The organism is Micromonospora sp. CNZ297 (assembly GCF_007827625.1).
Genome location: NZ_VISU01000004.1, coordinates 258,993 through 278,629, shown reverse-complemented (window position 1 = coordinate 278,629; position 19,637 = coordinate 258,993). Strand labels below are relative to the sequence as shown.

Genomic DNA, 19,637 nt, shown 5'->3' with positions numbered 1-19,637 from the left:
GACCGGCGCTCCCTCCGAGTCCGCGTCGCTTCGGGGCTGAGGCGACGCCGGGGGCGCCGACGAGCGCTTCCCGAAAGGCTTGCCATGGCATCCACCGTGTTCACCCCCGACCGTCAGGCCCTCGTCCGGCGGCTGCGCGCCGCCGGTTGCGTCTTCGCCGAGGACGAGGCGGAACTGCTGATCGCCGCCGCCGACTCCGCGCAGTCGCTGACCCGGCTCGTCGACCGTCGCGTCGCCGGCCTGCCGCTGGAACACCTGCTCGGCTGGGCCGAGTTCTGCGGGAGGCGGATCGCCGTCCACCCGGGCGTCTTCGTGCCGCGCGGTCGTACCGCCCTGCTGGTCGACGCGGCGACGGCGCTGGCCGGGCCGGCGCCGGCGGTGCTCGACCTGTGCTGCGGCTCCGGCGCCGCCGCCGTGGTGCTGCACGAGCGGCTGGCTCCCCGGTGGCTGGCCGCCGCCGACATCGATCCGGTGGCGGTGGCCTGCGCCCGGCGCAACCTCGAACCGCTCGGCGTCCCGGTCTACCAGGGCGACCTGTTCGACGCGCTGCCGGCCGGGCGGCGCGGAGAGCTGGACCTGGTGGTGGCGAACGCGCCGTACGTGCCGACCGGTGCGGTGGCCTCGCTGCCGGCCGAGGCGCGCCGGTACGAGGCGCCGGTGGCGCTGGACGGCGGCACGGACGGCCTGGCCGTGCTGCGCCGGGTCGCCTCCGGCGCGGCCGAGTGGCTCGCACCGGGCGGGCACGTCGTGGTCGAGGCGAGCGCCGCGCAGGCCCCGGAACTGTGCGCCGTGTTCACCGCCGTCGGGCTGGACCCGGCGGTGGTCCGCGACGAGGAGCGGGAGGCGACAGCGGTCACCGCCCGCCGCCCCGGCTGATCGTGGCGGGAGTCCTCGCGGGGGCGTGGCGGGTGGGCCGGGCGGGAACTAGCCTCGGGTCAGGCGCGGCGGGAGGCGGTGGCGGTGGGCAGCGCAGGTGTGCCGGTGGTGGTGGGGCTGGACAACGGGGGCACGAGCGACAACGCCACGGTGCTGACCGTCGACGGCCGGTTCCTGGTGGACGGGCTGCTGGAGATCCCGAGCGACGTCGGCGCCGGGCCGGAGGCGGCGGTGGAGGCGCTGGCGCGGGCGTTCGACGGCGTCCTGGCCCACGCCGGTGTGCCGCGTGACCTGGTCCGCGCGGTCGGCCTGGACACGCCCGGCCCGGCCAGCGCCACCGGCGTGATCTCGTCCCGCGGCTCGACGAACTTCTCCCAGCCCGCCTGGCGGGGCTTCGACGTGCGCACCGCGTTGGAGCGGCGGCTGGGCCTGCCGGTGGTGTACGCCAACGACGGCAACGCCGCCGCGCTCTACGCCCACCACGTGTACTTCGGCGCCGAGGCGATGGCCCGGTCGTCGGTGTCCGCGATCGTCGGCACCGGGCTCGGCGGCGGCGTGGTGGAGTCCGGCCGGGTCGTCGGCGGCGCGGCCGGCATGGCCGGCGAGTTCGGGCACGTGCACATCCCGCTGGACGGACTGGTGGAGCCGGACCAGGCGGCGCCGGTCTGCGCCTGCGGCTTCACCGGGGACGCGGAGAGCGTCGCCTCGCTCACCGCGATCCGGCGCAACCTGCTGCCGTACTGGCTGGCCCGGCACCCGGAGCATCCGCTCGCGGCGGAGGAGCCGGACCGGGCGGCGAAGCTGCTGCGCGGCTACGGCGAACGCGGCGACCCGCTGGCCCGCCTGGTGTTCACCCAGCAGGCCAAGGCGCTGGGCCGGCTGTTCACCATCGCGGCGAACTTCACCGACCCGCACGCCTACTTCGTCGGCGGGGGTGTGGTGGAAGCGGCGCCGGAGTTCCGGGACTGGTTCCTCGCCGCGGTCGCCGAGCACACGGTGCTCCGGGAGGAGCAGCGGGCGGTGGCCACCTTCGCGCTGGTGCCGGACCGGGACATGGCCGGCGCGCGCGGGGTGGCCATCGCGGCGCTGGAGGCGGTGCGCGGCATCGTCACCGCCGCCGCCCCACTCGGCTGACGCCGCCGCCTGACGGGCCGCTCAGCCGGTCAGGCGCGCGGCGGCGCCGCGGTGAACGCGGCCCAGGCGTGCGGCGGGAACACCAGCACCGGGCCGGCCGGGTCCTTGGAGTCGCGGACCGCCACCGCGCCGGTCAGCGGCGCCATCTCCACGCACGCACCCTCGTCGCCACTGTGGCTGCTCTTGCGCCAGCGGGCCGGTGTGGGGTTCGTGCGGTTCGTGCCGTTCATCTGGTCACCTCTCGTTCAGCAGGCGGAGGAGCTGGTCCCGACTGGCCGCCGGGCTCAGCGCCACGGTCCGCAGGTGCTCCATGATCTTGGCGCAGGTTCGCAGGTCACCCGGCCGGTCGAGGACCATCTGCCCGGCGACCGTCTCCACCGAGGCGATGATCGGGTCCTCCGGGTCGGCGAACTCCAGGATGTGCAGCGATCCCCGGGTGCCCCGGTGGTAGCCGGCGGCGAGCGGGATCACCTGCACCGTGACGTTCGGCAGCTCGGCCATCTTCAGCAGGTGCTGGAGCTGGCCGGACATGACCGAGCGGTCACCGACCGGGCGCAGCAGCGCGCCCTCGTCGATGATGGCGTCGAGGATCGGCGGCTCGGCGCCGGAGAGCCGCTGCTGGCGGTCCAGCCGTAGCTGGACCCGCTGCTCCACCTGCTCGTCGGTGAGCGTGTGCGGCCCGCCGCGCATCACCCCGCGGATGTAGTCGGCGGTCTGGAGCAGACCGGGCACCACCGACGGCTCGAAGTTCGCGATGCCGGTGGCCTCGGCCTCCAGCGCGATGAAGTCGATGGTGCGCTGGTCCAGCAGGTACGAATAGGACACCCACCAGCCCGGCTTGCGGGCGTCCTTCGCGAGCTGCACCGCGGCGGCGATGTCGGCCGGGCCCACGCCGTAGCTGGTCAGCAGCGCGCGCACGGTGGCGGGACTGACGAGCGTCTGCGCGTTCTCGTAGCGGGACAACGTGCTCCGGGTGCTGTTGATCTCGTCGGCCGCGGCCTCCAGGGTGAGGCCGGCGGCCTCCCGGTGGGTCCGCAGGGCGATGCCGAGCCGTCGGGCCCGGGCGGTCTTCGGCGCCATGCATCGATGGTCGCACATCCCGTGGGAAAATGGGCATGAGAGAAAGCCGATGAGAGTTGCATTCACGCCGGTGAACCTGTCAGTGTGTGACGGCGTCCTCACCGCCGGTTGTCGTGGCGACGGTGGTGGTGAGCGACCGGAGGGGATGGGGCGCGCGGTGGTCGGATTCTTCACTCCCCCACGATCCGACCGCCGCGTGCCCCTGCCGGTCCACGAGACGGGGAGGGGTTCCGCGGTGACCAGGTTCCTGGTGGTCCTGACCGACGTGCGTTTACCGGACGGCACCCGGCGTGACGAACGGACCAGCCCGGAACGCCGCCGTCAGGTGGTCGGCGCGAGCAGCCGGGAGGCGGCCGACCGGATCGCCGGCGCGTTCATGGCGCTGGGCATGGTGCGGGCCGGCCGGCAGCGGGTGAAGGTCATCGCGGTGGGCCGCCGGCCCCGGCACCCGGCCTTCTGACGCGCACCGTTCCGTTACTCCCTGTATAGGTCTCCTTGACCGTTTGCCACGCGACTCCGCGTCTCCCCGGGTAACGACCACCGCTTGCGGCAACGCACAGTAAGGTCAGTCGGGTGAGCGCCACCGGCGAGCACGGCCAGCCGCAGTCGCGAACGATGAGGTGACCATGACCACCCCAGGCAAGACCCGTGTGGCGATCGTCTTCGGCGGCCGCAGCCCCGAGCACGGCATCTCCTGCGTCAGCGCCGGCAGCGTGCTGGCCGCGCTCGACCCGGACGAGTTCGAGGTGGTCCCGGTCGGCATCACCCGGCAGGGCCAGTGGGTGCTCGCCAGCGGCGACCCGAGCGGGCTCGCCATCGCCGACCGCAAGCTGCCCGAGATCACCGCCGGCTCCGGCGCCGAGCTGGTGCTGCGCGCCGATCCCGCCGTCGGCGGCCTGATGGTGCTCGACCCGGCCCAGGGGCCGGTCGCGCTGGCCGACGTGGACGTGGTCTTCCCGGTGCTGCACGGCGCGTACGGGGAGGACGGCACGATCCAGGGCATGCTGGAGATGGCCGACATCCCCTACGTCGGCGCGAACGTCTTCGCCTCCGCCGCGGCCATGGACAAGGAGTTCACCAAGAAGCTCTGCGCCGCCGAGGGCATCCCGGTCGGCCCGTACGCGGTGCTGCGCGCCGGGATGTCGCTGAGCGACGAGGACAAGGAGCGCCTCGGGCTGCCCGTCTTCGTCAAGCCGTCCCGGGCCGGCTCCTCGTTCGGCATCACCAAGGTCGACGACTGGGCGGACCTGGACGCCGCGCTCGTCACCGCCCGCGAGATCGACAGCAAGGTGCTCGTCGAAGGCGCCGTGGTCGGCCGCGAGATCGAGTGCGGCGTGCTGGAGGGCGAGGCCGGCGGCGCGCCGGAGGCCTCCGTGCTGGCCGAGGTGCGGATGATCGGCGACCGCGACTGGTACGACTTCGAGGCCAAGTACATCTTCGCCGACGAGGTCTGCGAGTACGACGTACCCGCCGACCTGCCCGAGCCGGTGGCCCGGCAGGTGCGCGACTACGCCACCCGGGCCTTCACCGCGCTCGACTGCTCCGGGCTGGCCCGGGTCGACTTCTTCGTGACCCCGCAGATGGACGTCTACCTCAACGAGATCAACACGATGCCGGGCTTCACCCCGACGTCGATGTTCCCGCGGATGTGGTCGGCCAGCGGGCTGGAGTACCCGAAGCTGGTCAACCGGCTGATCCGTACCGCCCTGCACCGCCGCGCCGGCCGCTGACCGCCCGTAGCGCCCCGCCGGCCGCTGAGCCGGCCGGGCGTCAGGCGGAGCAGCCCGAGGGGGCCTGCTTCGCCGAGGGGACCGAGCTGACGATCGTGTCGGAGATCGAGGTCACCCACTGCAACGGCGGCTCGTACGACTTCGGCACCCGCACCCGGATCGGGGTCTCCCGGTCGACCGTGGTCAGCACCGTGGCGTCGGCCTCCTGCGCCGCGTGCCAGCAGACCTGGTTGACCTTCCACACCTCGTCGGTGGGCGGGAACTGCGCCGGGCTGCCGCCGCAGGCCACCGTCAGCGCCGGGTCGCCGTACGCGGCGTTCTGCTCCGGGCCCGCGGTGACCGGGCGCTGCGTCAGGTCACGCACGCTGTCCGGGAGCTGCGACATCAGGGCCCGGCACAGGACGGTCGGGCGCTCGGCCAGCGCCGGGGCGGGCATCTCGACCGGCGCGCTCGACTGGGCCCGAGGGCTCGCCGACGCGCTCGGCCCGGCGTCCGGCGACTCCGGGGCCAGCTTGGCGAACGTGAACCCGGCGACCGCCACGGTCACCGGCACCGCGACGAGCGTCGCCCAGAGCGCGGCACGGCGGGTGGCGCCGTCCCGGCGGGGGGAGGTGTCCTTCTCGTCCACTTACAGCCGCACCACCGAACACGTGAGGGTGCGGGTGATGCCGGGCACCATCTGCACCTTGCTGACGATGAGTTTGCCGAGCTCGTCGACGGTGTTCGCCTCGGTGAGCACGACCACGTCGTACGGCCCGGTGACGGCGTCGACCCGTACCACGCCGGCCAGGTCCGCGATCAGACCGGCCACGTCACGCGCCCGGCCGACCTCGGTCTGGATGAGGATGTACGCCTGTACCACGACTCGACCTCCGTCCGTCGCCTCCGGGCGACCCGAAGGGTGAAACTACCGTACTGAGCGGCCGTGATCCCTATCGGTTGCCGGTCGGACGCGGTGAGCGAGCACACGCCGGTACGGACAGGGGTGGGACGTGCGGAACGACGCAGCGGAGCGAGGGGACGGAATGACTGTCACTGATGTCGGCGAGTTCGGCCTGATCGACCGGGTGACCGCCCGGCTGGCGCAGGGACAGAGCTGCCTGCTCGGCCCCGGCGACGACGGCGCGGTGGTGGCCGCACCGGACCGGCGGGTGGTCGCCTCGACCGACGTGCTGGTGGAGGGGCGGCACTTCCGCCGCGACTGGTCGTCGGCGCGGGACGTGGGACACCGGGCGGCGGCGGCCAACCTCGCCGACATCGCCGCCATGGGCGCCACCCCGACCGCACTGCTGGTCGCGCTCTGCATGCCGGCCGAGCTGGACCCGGCCTGGGCCGAGGAACTGGCCGACGGGCTCGGCGCGGAGGCGGCGCTGGTCGGCGCGAGCGTGGTCGGCGGGGACATGTCCGGCAGCCCGACGCTCACCGTCGCGGTGACGGCGCTCGGCGACCTGGCCGGCCGCGACCCGGTGGTGCGCTCCGGCGCCCGCCCCGGCGACGTGGTGGCGCTGGCCGGGCGCACCGGCTGGTCGGCGGCCGGCTACACCGTGCTGTCCCGGGGTTTCCGCACGCCCCGGCTGCTGGTCGAGGCGTTCCGCCGCCCCGAGGTGCCGTACGCCGCCGGACCCGCTGCCGCCGCGGCAGGGGCCACCGCCATGATCGACGTGTCGGACGGGCTGCTGGCCGACCTCGGGCACGTGGCGACCGCCAGCGGCGTGGCGATCGACGTGAGCCGCGACGCGTTCGAGGTGCCCCGGCAGATGCGGGACGCGGCGCAGGCGCTCGGCGTCGACCCGTACACCTGGATCCTGGCCGGCGGCGAGGACCACGCGCTGGCGGCGACGTTCCCGGCGGACGCCGCGCTGCCCGAGGGCTGGCGGCCGGTCGGGCGGGTGGCGGCCGGCACCGGGGTCACCGTCGACGGTGCCGCCTACAGCGGCCCGCGCGGCTGGGACCACTTCCGGCGGACGGCGGAATAACCGGCACAGCCGCCGGACGGCGGAATAGCCGGCACAGTCGCCGGACGGGGAGACCAGCGGGCCCGGAGTGATCTGCGTCCGACCCCGGGCCGCCGGGCCGGGCCGGGGCCGGCGGCGGTCGTAACCTGGCACGGTGAGCGAGATCGAGATCCGGGAGCGGCGCTTCGACGCGCCCGAGTCGCAGGCGCTGATCCGGGCGGCGCTGGCCGACCTCGGCGCCCGGTACGGCGGCAGCGGCGACGAGACCCCTGTCGACGCGGCCGAGTTCACCCCGCCGGACGGCGCGTTCCTCGTCGCCTACCTGGACGGGCGGCCGGTGGGCTGCGGCGGATGGCGCAGCCACGGCGAGGACGGCGACACGGCCGAGCTGAAGCGGATGTACACCGACCCGGCGGCCCGGGGCCGGGGCGTGGCCCGCGCGGTGCTCGGCGCGGTCGAGCGGTCCGCCCGCGACCACGGCCGCAAGCGGATCGTGCTGGAGTGCGGCGACAAGCAGCCCGAGGCGATCGCCATGTACACCTCGGCCGGCTACGAGCGGATCCCGAACTTCGGCTTCTACAAGGACGCCCCGGGCTGCCTGTCGTACGGCCGCACGCTCTAGCCGACCGAGATGCGGATCTCGCTCGCGGCGCGGCGGGCGGCGTTCGCGGCCTCGTCCGGGGTGGCGCCCCAGGCCATCAGGTGCCCGCTGCGGTGCGCCGAGGAGAGCAGCTCCGGCACTGTCTGACCGACCTTCGTCTCCACCTGCACGTCGAGCACGCCCGGCACGCGCAGCGCGTCGCGCCTGCCGTCCACGGCGGTGACCCGGCCGGGCGGCGCGATCAGGAACTCGATCGCCGCGGCGCCGGTCGCCCGCGCCGGCAGCGCCGGCCGTTCGCCGCGCAGGATCCGCAGGTACGCCTCGATGACGTCCCGCTCGTAGGCGATCGAGATGAGCGCGGTGATCATGTCGCCGGGCATCCGGGCCGCACACTCCACGAGCGTCGGCACGCCGTCGGCGAGGATCCATTCGCTGTGCAGCATGCCGCTGCGGAAGCCGGCCGCCTCGGCGAGACGTACCGCTGCGGCGCGCAGCGCGTCGTGCGCGTCGGCGGGCAGCGCGGACGGCACGGTGTGGCCGGTCTCCACCGGGTAGCGGCCGCCGGCGATCCGCTTGTCGGTGACGTTGGCGAAGACCACCTCGCCCTCGGCCACGAGCAGCTCCACGCTGTGCTCGGTGCCGACGAGCAGTTCCTCGACCAGCACACCCGTGGGCAGGCCGCGCTCGGTGGCCTCGGCCGGGTCGGGCGGGGCGGCGCTGGCCGCCCAGCGGGCCGGCACCTCGGCCGGGTCGGTGATCAGCTGCACGCCCAGGCTGCCCGAGCGGCGGGTGGGCTTGAGCACGCACCGCCCGCCGTGCGCCTGCGCGAACTCCACCGCCCGCGCCGGGTCGTCGACCAGCTCGTACGCCGGGTTCGCGAGTCCGATCCGGTCGGCGAGCAGCCGCATCCGGTGCTTGTCGGAGAAGACGTCGGCGGCCTCGACCCCGGCGCCGGGGAGGCCGAGCCGCTCGGCGAGCCGGGCGGTGGCGCCGACCGCGTACTCCAGGCCGGGCAGGACCAGCCGGGCGTCGGCGAGGCCCGGCTCACGGGCGAGCAGGGCGTCCGGGTCGAAGCCGGTCTGGTACTCGGCCGCGACGAGGCGCCCGATCATCGGCAGCCGCTCGGCGAACCGGGCCAGGTCGCGGCGGGCGATCACGTCCGGCTCCTCGACCAGCACCACGCTGCCGCGCGGCAGTTCCTGGTCGAACCAGCTCAGTGAGCCGAACGACGCGCCCACCACCACCAGTTGCTCGCGACCCAGATCGAGGTCCACCGGTCATCCTCCCCACGGCTCGCGCCGGAACCGGACGGCCGGCGCAGCAGCACCCTAACCGGCTCGTACCAGCGGGTCGCCGTACGGTCGGTCAGGGGTGCGGGGACGGTCGGTGGATACCGGGCGACGGACCGCCGGGACACGACAGAAGCCGGCGGACCCCGAAGGGATCCGCCGGCGACCGACGATGTTCCGGTGGCGCTACCGCGTCAGGCGCGGGTGACCTTGCCGGCCTTGATGCACGAGGTGCAGACCTGCAACTTCTTGGTGGTGCCACCACCGGCCGGGGTACGCACCGACTGGATGTTCGGGTTCCAGCGGCGGTTGGTCCGCCGGTGCGAGTGGGACACGTTGTGGCCGAAGCCCGGCCCCTTGCCACAGACGTCGCACACGCTAGCCACGGGATACTCCTGGGATTGAAACGTTCATGAGGTCGCCGCCAGGCGCTGCCCGGGCAACCTGGTCAGGTTACCCGATGACAGTCGGTACGCCCAACCGGCCCTTTCGCGAGCCCACCCAGCGTACCGGCGTCCCGGCCGGGCCGTCGGCCGGGGCGGACACGCGGCGGACGACCCCGGCGCGTGTCGGTGTGCGCCAGTAGGCTTCCCGACGTGCTGGAGACCCTCGACGCCGCAGCGGTACGCCGCTGGTGCGCGAGCGGGCTGACCGCTCTCCGGGCCCACCAGGGCGAGATCGACGACCTGAACGTCTATCCGGTGCCCGACGGCGACACCGGCACCAACCTGGTGCTCACGTTCACCTCGGCCCAGCAGGCCCTGGCCATGGATCTCGGCACCCTTCCCGACGACGGGCACACCCCGCACGGGCACGCCTTGCGGCTGATGGCCCGGGGCGCGCTGCTCGGGGCGCGCGGCAACTCCGGCGTGATCCTCTCGCAGATCCTGCGCGGCCTCGCCGACACGCTCGCCGCCGTGCCCGCGGTGCGCGGGCGGCAGCTCGCCGACGCGCTGGCCGACGCCACCACCGCCGCCTACGCCGCTGTCGCCCGGCCGGTCGAGGGCACGCTGCTGAGCGTGGTCGCCGCCGCGGCCCACGCGGCCCGCCGGGCGGACAGCGACGACCTGCGCGCCGTGGCCCGGGCCGCCGCCGAGGCGGCGGCGCACGCGCTGGCGCGTACCCCCGAGCAGTTGCCGGAGCTGGCCCGCGCGGGCGTGGTCGACGCCGGCGGGCGCGGCCTGTGCCTGCTGCTGGACGCGCTCGTCGAGGTGATCACGGGGGAGAGCCCGGGGCAGCCGGCGTCCGCGCCGCCCGCCCGCCGCGCGCCGGTCACCGCCGTGCGGGAGAGCGGCTCCGACGCGTACGCCTACGAGGTGCAGTACCTGCTCGACGCGACCGACGAGGCGGTGAACCGGCTGCGCGCCGAGCTGGACGCGCTCGGCGACTCCGTGGCGATCGTCGGCGACGGCGCCGGCACCTGGAACGTGCACGTGCACGTCAACGACATCGGGGCGGCGGTCGAGGCGGGCGTGGTCGCCGGCCGCCCGCACCGGATCGGCGTGACCCGCTTCGCCGACCAGACCGCCCCGGCACCGGGGCCGCAGGTGGCGCTGCCCGACGGGCGGGCCGCCGTGGTGGTGGCCACCGGCGCGGGCATCGCGGAGCTGTTCGCCGCCGAGGGCGCCGTGGTGGTGCCCGCCAACCCGTCCACCGGTGAGCTGCTCGACGCGATCCGGGCCACCGGCGCCGCCCGGGTGGTGGTGCTGCCGAACGACCCGAACACCCAGTCGGTGGCGAGCGCGGCGGCCAAGGAGGCGCACGGCCTCGGCATCAAGGTGAGCGTGGTGCCGACCCGCTCGCCGGTGCAGGCGCTCGCGGCGCTCGCCGTACGCGATCCGAAGCGGCGGTTCGAGGACGACGTCATCGCGATGGCCGAGGCGGCCGGCGCCTGCCGGTACGCCGAGGTCTGCCACGCCGCCCGGGAGGCGCTCACCGTCGCCGGCCCGGCCCGCCCGGGTGACGTGCTGGCCCTGGTCGAGGGCGAGGTGCACCTGATCGGGCAGGATCTGGTCGACACCTGCACCGCAGTGGTGGACCGGATGCTCGGCGGTGGCGGCGAGCTGGTCACGCTGCTCTGCGGCGCCGACGCGCCGGCCGGGCTGGCCGACCGGGTCCGCGCGCACGTCGAGGGGGCCTGGCCGTTCGTCGAGGTGCAGGCGTACGAGGGCGGGCAGCCGCACTATCCGCTCCTGGTGGGGGTCGAATGACTGGTGAAGCGGCCACTGTGGACACGCCGCTCAAGAAGCTGGTCGGCGAGCGCACCGCGAAGGCGCTGGCCGGGCATCTCGACCTGCACACCGCGGGCGACCTGATCTACCACTTCCCGCGCCGGTACGACGAGCGCGGCGAGCACACCGACATCCGCTCGCTCGACGTGGGGGAGCAGGTCACGGTGCTCGCCCAGGTGCAGCGCACAGCGGTGCGCCCGATGCGCCAGCGGCGCGGCAACCTGCTGGAGGTGACCGTCGGCGACGGCTCCGGCGGCGTGCTCACCTGCACGTTCTTCGGCAACCAGGCGTGGCGGGAGCGGGAGCTGCGGCCCGGCCGGTGGGGGCTGTTCGCCGGCAAGGTGACCGAGTTCCGGGGCAAGCGGCAGCTCAACGGCCCGGAGTACGTCCTGCTCGGCGAGGGCGGCGAGGGCGAGGCGGCCGCAAACGAGGAGGTCGAGGAGTTCGCCGGGGCGCTGATCCCGGTCTACCCGGCCGCGGCGGCGGTCCCGACCTGGGTGATCGCCCGCTGCGTCCGCGTCGTGCTCGACACGTTCACCCCGCCGGAGGACCCGCTGCCGGCCACCGTGCGGGCCACCCGCAACCTGGCCGACATCGGCACCGCGCTGCGCGAGATCCACCGTCCGACCAGCAAGGAGGCGCTCTACCGGGCCCGCCGCCGGCTGAAGTGGGACGAGGCGTTCGCCGTGCAGCTCACGCTGGTGCAGCGCAAGCAGCGGGCGGCGGCGTCGCCGGGGCGGGCCCGGCCGGCGAAGGCGGGCGGCCTGCTCGACGCGTTCGACGCCCGGCTGCCGTACGAGCTGACCTCCGGCCAGCAGGTCGTCGGGCGGGAGATCGCCGCCGACCTGGCCCGGCCGCACCCGATGCACCGGCTGCTCCAGGGCGAGGTGGGCTCCGGCAAGACGGTGGTGGCGCTGCGCGCCATGCTCCAGGTGGTCGACGCCGGTGGGCAGGCCGCGCTGCTGGCCCCGACCGAGGTGCTCGCCGCCCAGCACCACAGGGGCATCCTCGACCTGCTCGGCCCGCTCGGCCGGGCCGGTGAGCTGGGCGCCGCCGACGACGCCACGCGGGTGGAGCTGGTCACCGGCTCGCTCGGCGCGGCGGCCCGGCGCCGGGCGCTGGCCGAGGTGGCCGAGGGGCGCGCCGGCATCGTGCTCGGCACGCACGCCCTGCTCTACGAGGGCGTCGACTTCCACGACCTCGGCCTGGTCGTGGTGGACGAGCAGCACCGCTTCGGCGTGGAGCAGCGCGACGCGCTGCGCGCCAAGGCCGAGCAGCCGCCGCACGTGCTGGTGATGACCGCCACCCCGATCCCGCGCACCGTGGCCATGACCGTCTACGGCGACCTGGAGACCTCCACGCTGTCCCAGCTCCCGCAGGGCCGCTCGCCGATCGCCTCGCACGTGGTCCCGGCCGCCGAGAAGCCGGCGTTCCTCGACCGGGCCTGGCGCCGGCTGCGCGAGGAGGTCACGAAGGGCCACCAGGCGTACGTGGTGTGCCCGCGTATCGGTGAGGGGCCAGTGTCGGACGAGGAGCCGCCGCGGGAGGACGACAACGGCCGCCGCCCGCCGCTGGCGGTGACCGAGGTGGCCCCGCTGCTGGCCGAGGGGCCGCTGCACGGGCTGCGGATCGGGGTGCTGCACGGGCGGCTGCCTGCGGACGAGAAGGACGCGGTGATGCGCGCGTACGCCGACGGCGAGCTGGACGTGCTGGTCGCGACCACAGTGGTCGAGGTCGGCGTGAACGTGCCGAACGCAACAGTGATGATCGTGCTGGACGCCGACCGGTTCGGCGTCTCCCAGCTGCACCAGTTGCGCGGCCGGGTGGGCCGGGGCTCGGCCGCCGGTCTCTGCCTGCTGGTCACCGAGGCGGCCGAGGGTTCGTCCGCGCGGGAGAGGCTGGACGCGGTCGCCTCCACCACCGACGGCTTCAAGCTCGCCGAACTCGATCTGGAGCAGCGCCGGGAGGGCGACGTGCTGGGCGCGACCCAGTCCGGCCGGCGTTCGCACCTGCGGCTGCTGTCGCTGCTGCGCGACACCGAGCTGATCCGCGACGCGCGGGCCGAGGCGATCGAACTGGTCGAGGACGACCCGGATCTTTCCCGGCATCCGGCGCTGGCCGCGTCGGTCGCCGCGCTCGTCGACGAGGAGCGCGCCGAATACCTGGAGAAGGGCTGAGGCGCGGGCTCGCACGGCGTCCCGGTGCGGCCTCGCGGGACTGCGGCACGCGCGTCGCGTGCCTAGGCTCGCGCAGATGTCGACACCATCACTCGAACACGGCGTGCTGCTTCTGACCCGGGGCGACGAACTCGCTGTGGACCGGGTCGCCGGAGTCGCCGACGAGGCGTCCGGCCGGCTGTGCACGGCGGCGACGCGGTTCCAGATCGCGTCGATCAGCAAGCAGATGGCCGCAGTGGCGGTGCTGCTGCTCGCCGAGCGGGGGGCGCTGAGCCTGTCCGATCCGGTGGTACGCCGGCTGCCCGGCACGCCGCCGCCGGAGTGGTCCGGCATCACGCTGCACCACCTGCTCACCCACACCTCGGGCCTGGGCCACTGGGAGGACTACCCGGCGATCGACCTGCACGGGCCGGCCGAGCCGGACGAGCTGCTCGACCGGTTCGCGGCGCTGCCGCCGCTGTTCCGGCCCGGCGCGGGGTGGCACTACAGCAGCCCCGGCTACGTGCTGCTGGCCCGGACCGTCGAGCGCGTGGCCGACCGGCCGTACGCCGAGTTCCTCGCCGACGAGGTCTTCGCGCCGCTGGGCATGACCGGTAGCTTCGCCGGCGCGGGCGACGGACGGCCGGACGTGGCGGTCGGACACGTGGGCGGCCGTCCGGTGCCGTCGTGGGACCTGGCGACCGTCAGCATGGGCGCGGGTGACGTCTGGTGCACCGGCGCGGACCTGCTCACCTGGCTGGACGTACCGCGCCGGGGCCGGCTGCTCGCCCCGGACCCGGTGGCGGCGATGACCGCGCCGCACGCGCCCACCGGACGGTCCGACGAGGCGTACGGCTACGGCTTCTTCGTCGGCCCGCTGGCCGGCCGGCGGGCGTTGCACCACTCGGGGGACAACGGCGGCTACAAGGCGTTCGCCGCCTGGCTGCCCGACTCCGACCAGCGGCTCGTCCTGCTGACGAACCGGGCCGAGGTCGATCCGCGAACGATCACGTCGGCGCTCGACACCCCCGAGGCGCGGTGATCCACGCGAGGTTCGGCCGGGCGGGTGGCCGACGCGTCACCGGGCCGGGCGTCGCGTAGCGTCGGGGCATGCGCAGGGAGCGACGGTGACCCGGATCGTGGCCGGCACGCTCGGCGGCCGGCGGATCGCCGCGCCACCAGGCGCCGGCACCCGTCCCACCTCGGACCGGGTCCGTGAGGCGTTGTTCAGCGCCGTGCACTCCCACGTCGACCTGGACGGGGCGCGCTTCGCCGACCTGTACGCCGGTTCCGGCGCGGTCGGTCTGGAGGCGCTGTCCCGGGGCGCGGCCCACGTCCTGCTCGTCGAGTCCGACGCGCGGGCCGCCCGGGTGATCCGGGAGAACATCGCCGCGCTCCGGGCCGCGCCGGCCGCGCGCCTGGTAACCGGCAAGGTCGCCACCGTGCTGGCGGCCGGGCCCACCGACGGGCCGTACGACGTGGTCTTCGCCGATCCGCCGTACGCGGTGCCGGACGCCGAGATCACCGCGATGCTGTCCGCGCTGGTCGACGGCGCCTGGCTCGCCCCGGACGCCCTGGTGGTCGTCGAGCGGTCCAGCCGTACCGGACCGGTCACGTGGGTGGAAGGTGTCACTCCGGAGCGCAGCAGACGTTACGGCGAGACCACTCTTTGGTACGGTCGCCGATCATGAGACGTGCGGTCTGCCCGGGCTCGTTCGACCCGGTCACCAACGGACACCTCGACATCATCGGCCGGGCCAGCCGGTTGTTCGACGAGGTGATCGTCGGAGTGCTGGTCAACCAGTCGAAGCAGGGCCTGTTCACCGTCGAGGAGCGGATCGCCATGCTCCGCGAGGTGACCGCCTCGTACGACAACGTCCGGGTGGAGTCGTTCCGCGGCCTGCTCGTCGACTTCTGCCGCGCCCAGCAGGCGAGTGTGCTGATCAAGGGCCTGCGTGCGGTGAGCGACTTCGACTACGAGCTGCAGATGGCGCAGATGAACATCGGCCTGGCCGGCGTGGAGACGCTCTTCATGCCGACCAACCCGCTCTACTCGTTCATCTCGTCCAGCCTGATCAAGGACGTGGCGAAGTGGGGCGGCGACATCTCCGCCCACGTCCCCGACCTGGTCCGAGCCCAGCTCGCCACCCGCCTCCGCCCCTGACCCCCGCCCGCCCTCCCCCCACCCCCGCGATCTTGCACTTTCGGCCCGGACATTCCTCCCGCAAGGGACGAGTGCCGGGCCGCAAGTGCAAGATCGCCGAGTGGAGGGTGGGGGAGGGCGACGCGCCGGGTGGGGCGGGTGGGGTGCTTGTGGCCCGGGCGCGACATGATGTCTGCAGCGCCGAGACGGGGCGTAGGCCGCATGATGGAGGGCGGCCGACGAAGACAGGAGTGAGGTACCGGTGGACCCGCTCGATCGCATCGACGAACTCATCGCCATGGTGGAGCAGGCCCGCTCCGTCCCGATGTCGCGCAACAACTGCATGGTCGACCGGGGCGAGATGATCGCCACGCTCGACGAGCTGCGCGCGGAGCTTCCCGCGGACCTGCGCCGGGCCGCCGCGCTGCTGGAGGAGCGGGACAAGATCATGGAGGCCGGCAAGCGCGAGGCCGACCGGATCATCAGCGAGGGTGAGGCGGAACACGCCCGGCTGGTCTCGGTCAACGAGATCACCGTCTCGGCCGAGCACGAGGGCGCCCGGATCATCGCCGAGGCGCGGGCCGAGGCGCAGCGCCTCCGCGAGGAGGTGGACGACTACGTCGACACCGCGCTGGCGAACTTCGAGCAGTTCCTCACCCGGGCGCTGGCCTCGATAGAGCGCGGCCGGGACAAGATGCACGCGCTGCGCGAGATCGGCACCTTCGCCGGGGACGAGCCGGACCGCCCGCTACCCTTCTGAGCGGCGCGCAGGCCGGTCGCCGACAGCCGGCTGCCGTCGAGCCGGAGGTGAGCCCCGGTTCGACGGTCCGCCCACCTGGCAGGTAACCTTCTTTGTCGGCCTCTCAACGGCCGGAGTCTGACTATGCCCAAACACTCGCCAAGCACACTCGACCCCAGGTCGCCGCTGGTTCTCGACACGAGGGAACTGCCGCGCCGACCTGGCGCGTTGCGTACGCACAAGCGGGTCGTGCCGGCACCGGCGGACCTCGGCGTGGAGTTGATCGGTGTGCCGGAGGGCGCGGACCTCGACCTCGACCTGAGGTTGGAGTCGGTGTCCGAGGGCGTGCTCGTCTCCGGGACCGTCTCCGGTCCCGTCAAGGGCGAGTGCGGCCGCTGCCTGCGCGAGATCGACGACTCGTTGGCCGTGACGATCCAGGAGCTGTACGCGTACGAGAACAGCGCCACGGACGACACGACCGACACCGACGAGGTGGGCCGGATGCAGGGCGATCTGATCGACCTGGAGCCGGCGTTGCGGGACGCGGTGGTGCTGGCGCTGCCGACGAATCCGCTCTGCCGGGAGGACTGCCCAGGCCTGTGCCCCGAGTGTGGGGTGCACTGGGACGATCTGCCGGCCGACCACAGCCATCAGCAGGTCGACCCGCGTTGGGCGAGCCTGACGCAACTGACCCGTACAGAGGAGTAAGAACCGTGGCCGTCCCCAAGCGCAAGATGTCGCGCAGCAACACCCGCGCCCGCCGGGCGAACTGGAAGGCCTCGGCGGTGGCGACCGTGGCCTGCCCGCAGTGCAAGTCGGCCAAGCTGCCGCACGCCGCCTGCTCCGTCTGCGGCACCTACAACGGCCGTCAGGTCCTCGAGGTCTGACCCGGCCGCCGAGTGACGTCCCCGACCACCGGTCGGGTGACGCGCGCACCAAGGCTCTCGCCCGGTGCCCCGGCTCCCGCCACCGCCGACCGGCTCACGGCCGGCGGACCGTCGGAGCCGGGCACCGCGCGGATCGCCGTCGACCTCCTCGGCGGGGACGATGCTCCCGCCGTCGTGGTTGACGGCGCTCTGCGAGCGGTACGCACGGATCCCGCCCTGCACCTGATGCTCGTCGGCCCGATCGAGGTGGCCGACGAGCTGATCGGTGCGCTCGACCCGGCTCAGCGCGCACGGGTCACGGTCCGCCCGGTGCGGACCGCCGTCGGCATGGCCGACCATCCCACCGCCGCCCGCGGCGAGAGCACGGTACGCACCGCCGTGCAGGCGGTCCGCGACGGGCTCGCCGACGCGGTCGTCTCCGCCGGCTCGACCGGTGCCACAGTCACCGCCGCCGCGCTCGGCCTCGGCCGCTGGACCGGGATCCGCCGCCCGGCGCTCGCCGCCACGCTGCCCGCCGTCGAGGGGCCGGTGGTGCTGCTCGACGTCGGCGGCACGCTCGAACCCGGCCCGGCCACGCTGGCCCGGCACGCCCTCCTCGGCGCCGCCTACGCGTCGGTGGCCCACGCCGTCACCGCACCCCGCGTCGGGCTGCTCTCCGTCGGCCTGGAGACCGGCAAGGGCGACCGGCTGCGCCGCGTAGCCGCGCCCGCGCTCGCCGCCGCGCCGCTGCCTTGCGACGGCCGCTACGTCGGCCTGGTCGAGGGGTACGACATCTCGCTCGGCACCCGCGCCGACGTCGTGGTGACCGACGGCTTCACCGGAAACGTCCTGCTGAAGGCCATCGAGGGCGCGTACGCCATGGCCGGCGGCCCACCGTCACGCGGCGGCGCCCCACGTGCCGCCGCGCTGCTCGGGGTGGGCGGCACCGTGGTGGTGTGCCACGGCGCGGCCGGCTCCGAGGACGTCGCCTCCGGTATCGCGCTCGCGGCCCACCTGTGGCGCCGCGACGCCGCCGGAACGGTCCGCGCCCTGCTCGCCGACATCCCGCACGATCTCGCACCTGACCGACACGACACCGAGGTAGCACCATGACCAACGACAAGCGGCGGCGTGCTCCCGTCGGCCACCTGGAGGCGGCCTTCGGGGTGTCGCTCGACCCGGAACTGCTGGAGCGCGCGCTGACCCACCGCTCGTACGCGTACGAGAACGGCGGCCTGCCCACGAACGAGCGGCTGGAGTTCCTGGGCGACTCGGTCCTCGGCGTGGTGATCACCACAGCGCTGTTCCACAACCACCCCGACCTGCCCGAGGGGCAGCTGGCGAAGCTGCGCGCCAGCGTGGTCAACATGCGGGCGCTCGCCGACGTGGCGCGTGGTCTCGGCCCGGACGGGCTGGGCGCGTACCTGCTGCTCGGCAAGGGTGAGGAGGCCACCGGCGGGCGGGACAAGGCGAGCATCCTGGCCGACACGCTGGAGGCGCTGCTGGGCGCGATCTATCTCCAGTACGGCCTGGACACCGCCGCCATCGTCATCCACCGGCTGTTCGACCCGCTGATGGCCGAGTCGGCGGGCCGGGGCGCGGCCCTGGACTGGAAGACCAGCCTCCAGGAGCTGACCGCCGCGCTCGGGCTCGGCGTGCCCGAGTACCGGATCGAGGGCACCGGGCCGGATCACCTCAAGACGTTCACCGCGTGGGTGGTGGTGGCCGGCAACCGCTACGGCGGCGCGGAGGGACGCAGCAAGAAGGAGGCCGAGCAGCGCGCGGCCGAGTCGGCCTGGCGGACGCTCACCGAGCAGGCCGAGGCGGAGGCGGCGGCACAGGCCGAGGCGGAGACGAGCCCGCAGGTCCAGGACGACGCGACGGACGTCGAGGCGGGCGCGGGCCGTGCCTGAGCTGCCCGAGGTCGAGACCGTCCGGGTGGGACTCGCCCAGTGGGTGATCGGCCGGCGGATCGCCGCCGTCGAGGTACGCCACCCCCGGGCCGTACGCCGGCATGCGCCCGGTGGCGCGCACTTCGCCGACGTGCTCGCCGGCCGGACGGTCACCGGCGTGCAGCGCCGGGGCAAGTACCTCTGGCTGCCGCTGGACAGCGGCGACGCGGTGATCGGCCACCTCGGCATGTCCGGCCAGCTGCTGCTGCAGCCGGTCGGGGCGGCCGACGAACTGCACCTGCGGGTCCGGTTCCGATTCGCCGACGACGGGCCGGAGCTGCGCTTCGTCGACCAGCGCACGTTCGGCGGGCTGTCCGTGTCCGAAGGTGGGGCGGAGTTGCCCGCCGAGATCGCCCACATCGCGCGCGACCCGATGGACCCGGAGTTCTCCGACGAGGCGTTCGTGGCGGCGCTGCGGCGCAAGCGTACGGAGATCAAACGCGCGCTGCTCGACCAGACGCTGATCTCCGGAGTGGGCAACATCTACGCCGACGAGGCACTGTGGCGGGCGAAGCTGCACGGCACCCGCCCGGCCGACGCGCTCACCCGTCCCGCCGCGCTGCGGCTGCTCGGGCACGTGCGGGACGTGCTCGCCGAGGCGATCAAGCAGGGTGGCACCAGCTTCGACGAGCTGTACGTCAACGTCAACGGCGAGAGCGGCTACTTCGACCGGTCGCTGAACGCGTACGGCCGGGAGGGGGAGCCCTGCCCGCGCTGCGGCGCGCCGATCCGGCGGGAGGCGTTCATGAACCGGTCCTCCTACAGCTGCCCGCGATGCCAGCCGCGGCCCCGGGGCACCCTCCGGGGATGACCCCGAGCCGGTTCGGGGTTGCGCCCGTGTGCTTCGCCCGACGGTCCCCGGAGACGCGCCGGAGCGTACCCGGA

23 protein-coding genes are annotated in these 19,637 nt (G+C 74.3%); 17 read left to right on the top strand and 6 right to left on the bottom strand.

Annotation, left to right across the window (positions count from 1 at the left end):
• Positions 1 to 84: 84 nt before the first annotated feature.
• Positions 85 to 876, top strand: coding sequence for a putative protein N(5)-glutamine methyltransferase (locus FB454_RS10190; protein ID WP_145822864.1), 792 nt, complete (start codon positions 85 to 87; stop codon positions 874 to 876).
• Positions 877 to 960: 84 nt separating this feature from the next.
• Positions 961 to 2,010 (top strand): ROK family protein, encoded by a 1,050-nt coding sequence (locus FB454_RS10185; RefSeq protein WP_145822863.1) that lies wholly within the window; start codon positions 961 to 963, stop codon positions 2,008 to 2,010.
• Positions 2,011 to 2,039: 29 nt separating this feature from the next.
• Here the strand turns inward: FB454_RS10185 and FB454_RS10180 are convergent, their stop codons facing one another.
• Together FB454_RS10180 and FB454_RS10175 are read right to left on the bottom strand one after the other, a co-directional pair.
• The gene (locus tag FB454_RS10180) at positions 2,040 to 2,240 is read right to left on the bottom strand and encodes a DUF397 domain-containing protein (RefSeq protein ID WP_145822862.1); all 201 of its coding nucleotides are present in this window, start codon (positions 2,238 to 2,240) and stop codon (positions 2,040 to 2,042) included.
• Between the two features lie 4 nt (positions 2,241 to 2,244).
• Complete coding sequence (locus FB454_RS10175; RefSeq protein WP_013474343.1) at positions 2,245 to 3,090, bottom strand: helix-turn-helix domain-containing protein; 846 nt, start codon at positions 3,088 to 3,090, stop codon at positions 2,245 to 2,247.
• A 235-nt stretch (positions 3,091 to 3,325) separates the two neighbouring features.
• Between FB454_RS10175 and FB454_RS10170 the strand changes: the two genes are divergently transcribed.
• Positions 3,326 to 3,550 carry a hypothetical protein gene (locus FB454_RS10170; protein ID WP_145822861.1) on the top strand — a complete coding sequence of 75 codons (225 nt, stop codon included), beginning with the start codon at positions 3,326 to 3,328 and terminating at the stop codon, positions 3,548 to 3,550.
• A gap of 166 nt (positions 3,551 to 3,716) precedes the next feature.
• The gene (locus tag FB454_RS10165) at positions 3,717 to 4,820 is read left to right on the top strand and encodes a D-alanine--D-alanine ligase family protein (protein ID WP_013284545.1); all 1,104 of its coding nucleotides are present in this window, start codon (positions 3,717 to 3,719) and stop codon (positions 4,818 to 4,820) included.
• A 40-nt stretch (positions 4,821 to 4,860) separates the two neighbouring features.
• On the opposite strand, the gene FB454_RS10160 is transcribed toward FB454_RS10165, so the two are convergent.
• Positions 4,861 to 5,448 carry a DUF3515 family protein gene (locus FB454_RS10160; protein ID WP_013284546.1) on the bottom strand — a complete coding sequence of 196 codons (588 nt, stop codon included), beginning with the start codon at positions 5,446 to 5,448 and terminating at the stop codon, positions 4,861 to 4,863.
• A complete protein-coding gene (locus tag FB454_RS10155; RefSeq protein WP_013284547.1) occupies positions 5,449 to 5,682 on the bottom strand; it encodes an Lrp/AsnC ligand binding domain-containing protein in 234 nt (77 codons plus the stop codon).
• A 163-nt stretch (positions 5,683 to 5,845) separates the two neighbouring features.
• Between FB454_RS10155 and FB454_RS10150 the strand changes: the two genes are divergently transcribed.
• On the top strand, positions 5,846 to 6,796 hold the full coding sequence (locus FB454_RS10150) for a thiamine-phosphate kinase (RefSeq protein ID WP_013284548.1): 951 nt from the start codon (positions 5,846 to 5,848) through the stop codon (positions 6,794 to 6,796).
• A 133-nt stretch (positions 6,797 to 6,929) separates the two neighbouring features.
• Positions 6,930 to 7,397: a GNAT family N-acetyltransferase gene (locus FB454_RS10145; RefSeq protein WP_013474345.1), complete on the top strand. Its 468-nt coding sequence runs from the start codon at positions 6,930 to 6,932 to the stop codon at positions 7,395 to 7,397.
• Here FB454_RS10145 and FB454_RS10140 read toward each other — a convergent pair.
• Together FB454_RS10140 and rpmB are read right to left on the bottom strand one after the other, a co-directional pair.
• On the bottom strand, positions 7,394 to 8,650 hold the full coding sequence (locus tag FB454_RS10140) for an ATP-grasp domain-containing protein (protein WP_145753210.1): 1,257 nt from the start codon (positions 8,648 to 8,650) through the stop codon (positions 7,394 to 7,396). The two genes, FB454_RS10145 and FB454_RS10140, sit on opposite strands and share 4 nt — an antisense overlap.
• Positions 8,651 to 8,859: 209 nt before the next feature.
• Complete coding sequence (gene rpmB, locus FB454_RS10135) at positions 8,860 to 9,051, bottom strand: 50S ribosomal protein L28 (RefSeq protein ID WP_013284551.1); 192 nt, start codon at positions 9,049 to 9,051, stop codon at positions 8,860 to 8,862.
• A 210-nt stretch (positions 9,052 to 9,261) separates the two neighbouring features.
• Here rpmB and FB454_RS10130 point away from each other — a divergent pair, with 210 nt between their 5' ends.
• From FB454_RS10130 to mutM, 11 genes are all read left to right on the top strand, one after another.
• Positions 9,262 to 10,875, top strand: a complete 1,614-nt coding sequence (locus FB454_RS10130) for a DAK2 domain-containing protein (RefSeq protein ID WP_013474347.1) — start codon at positions 9,262 to 9,264, stop codon at positions 10,873 to 10,875.
• Complete coding sequence (gene recG, locus FB454_RS10125) at positions 10,872 to 13,073, top strand: ATP-dependent DNA helicase RecG (protein ID WP_013474348.1); 2,202 nt, start codon at positions 10,872 to 10,874, stop codon at positions 13,071 to 13,073. The genes FB454_RS10130 and recG overlap by 4 nt, the downstream gene beginning before the upstream one ends.
• Before the next feature lie 76 nt (positions 13,074 to 13,149).
• Positions 13,150 to 14,094, top strand: a complete 945-nt coding sequence (locus tag FB454_RS10120; RefSeq protein ID WP_145753208.1) for a serine hydrolase domain-containing protein — start codon at positions 13,150 to 13,152, stop codon at positions 14,092 to 14,094.
• Positions 14,095 to 14,179: 85 nt separating this feature from the next.
• The gene (gene rsmD, locus FB454_RS10115) at positions 14,180 to 14,743 is read left to right on the top strand and encodes a 16S rRNA (guanine(966)-N(2))-methyltransferase RsmD (protein ID WP_013284555.1); all 564 of its coding nucleotides are present in this window, start codon (positions 14,180 to 14,182) and stop codon (positions 14,741 to 14,743) included.
• Entirely contained in the window at positions 14,740 to 15,216 is a 477-nt protein-coding gene (coaD, locus tag FB454_RS10110; RefSeq protein ID WP_013284556.1) for a pantetheine-phosphate adenylyltransferase, read from the top strand. Before rsmD ends, coaD begins: the two co-directional genes overlap by 4 nt.
• Positions 15,217 to 15,457: 241 nt before the next feature.
• Positions 15,458 to 15,955, top strand: coding sequence for an SPFH domain-containing protein (locus FB454_RS10105; protein ID WP_013284557.1), 498 nt, complete (start codon positions 15,458 to 15,460; stop codon positions 15,953 to 15,955).
• Between the two features lie 123 nt (positions 15,956 to 16,078).
• Positions 16,079 to 16,642, top strand: coding sequence for a YceD family protein (locus FB454_RS10100; RefSeq protein ID WP_145753206.1), 564 nt, complete (start codon positions 16,079 to 16,081; stop codon positions 16,640 to 16,642).
• A gap of 5 nt (positions 16,643 to 16,647) precedes the next feature.
• Complete coding sequence (gene rpmF / locus FB454_RS10095) at positions 16,648 to 16,821, top strand: 50S ribosomal protein L32 (RefSeq protein WP_030500827.1); 174 nt, start codon at positions 16,648 to 16,650, stop codon at positions 16,819 to 16,821.
• A 132-nt stretch (positions 16,822 to 16,953) separates the two neighbouring features.
• Positions 16,954 to 17,913 (top strand): fatty acid synthesis plsX protein, encoded by a 960-nt coding sequence (locus tag FB454_RS10090; RefSeq protein ID WP_030269999.1) that lies wholly within the window; start codon positions 16,954 to 16,956, stop codon positions 17,911 to 17,913.
• A complete protein-coding gene (gene rnc, locus FB454_RS10085) occupies positions 17,910 to 18,713 on the top strand; it encodes a ribonuclease III (protein ID WP_145753204.1) in 804 nt (267 codons plus the stop codon). The genes FB454_RS10090 and rnc overlap by 4 nt, the downstream gene beginning before the upstream one ends.
• Positions 18,706 to 19,563, top strand: a complete 858-nt coding sequence (mutM, locus tag FB454_RS10080) for a bifunctional DNA-formamidopyrimidine glycosylase/DNA-(apurinic or apyrimidinic site) lyase (RefSeq protein ID WP_013284562.1) — start codon at positions 18,706 to 18,708, stop codon at positions 19,561 to 19,563. The genes rnc and mutM overlap by 8 nt, the downstream gene beginning before the upstream one ends.
• Positions 19,564 to 19,637: the final 74 nt, after the last annotated feature.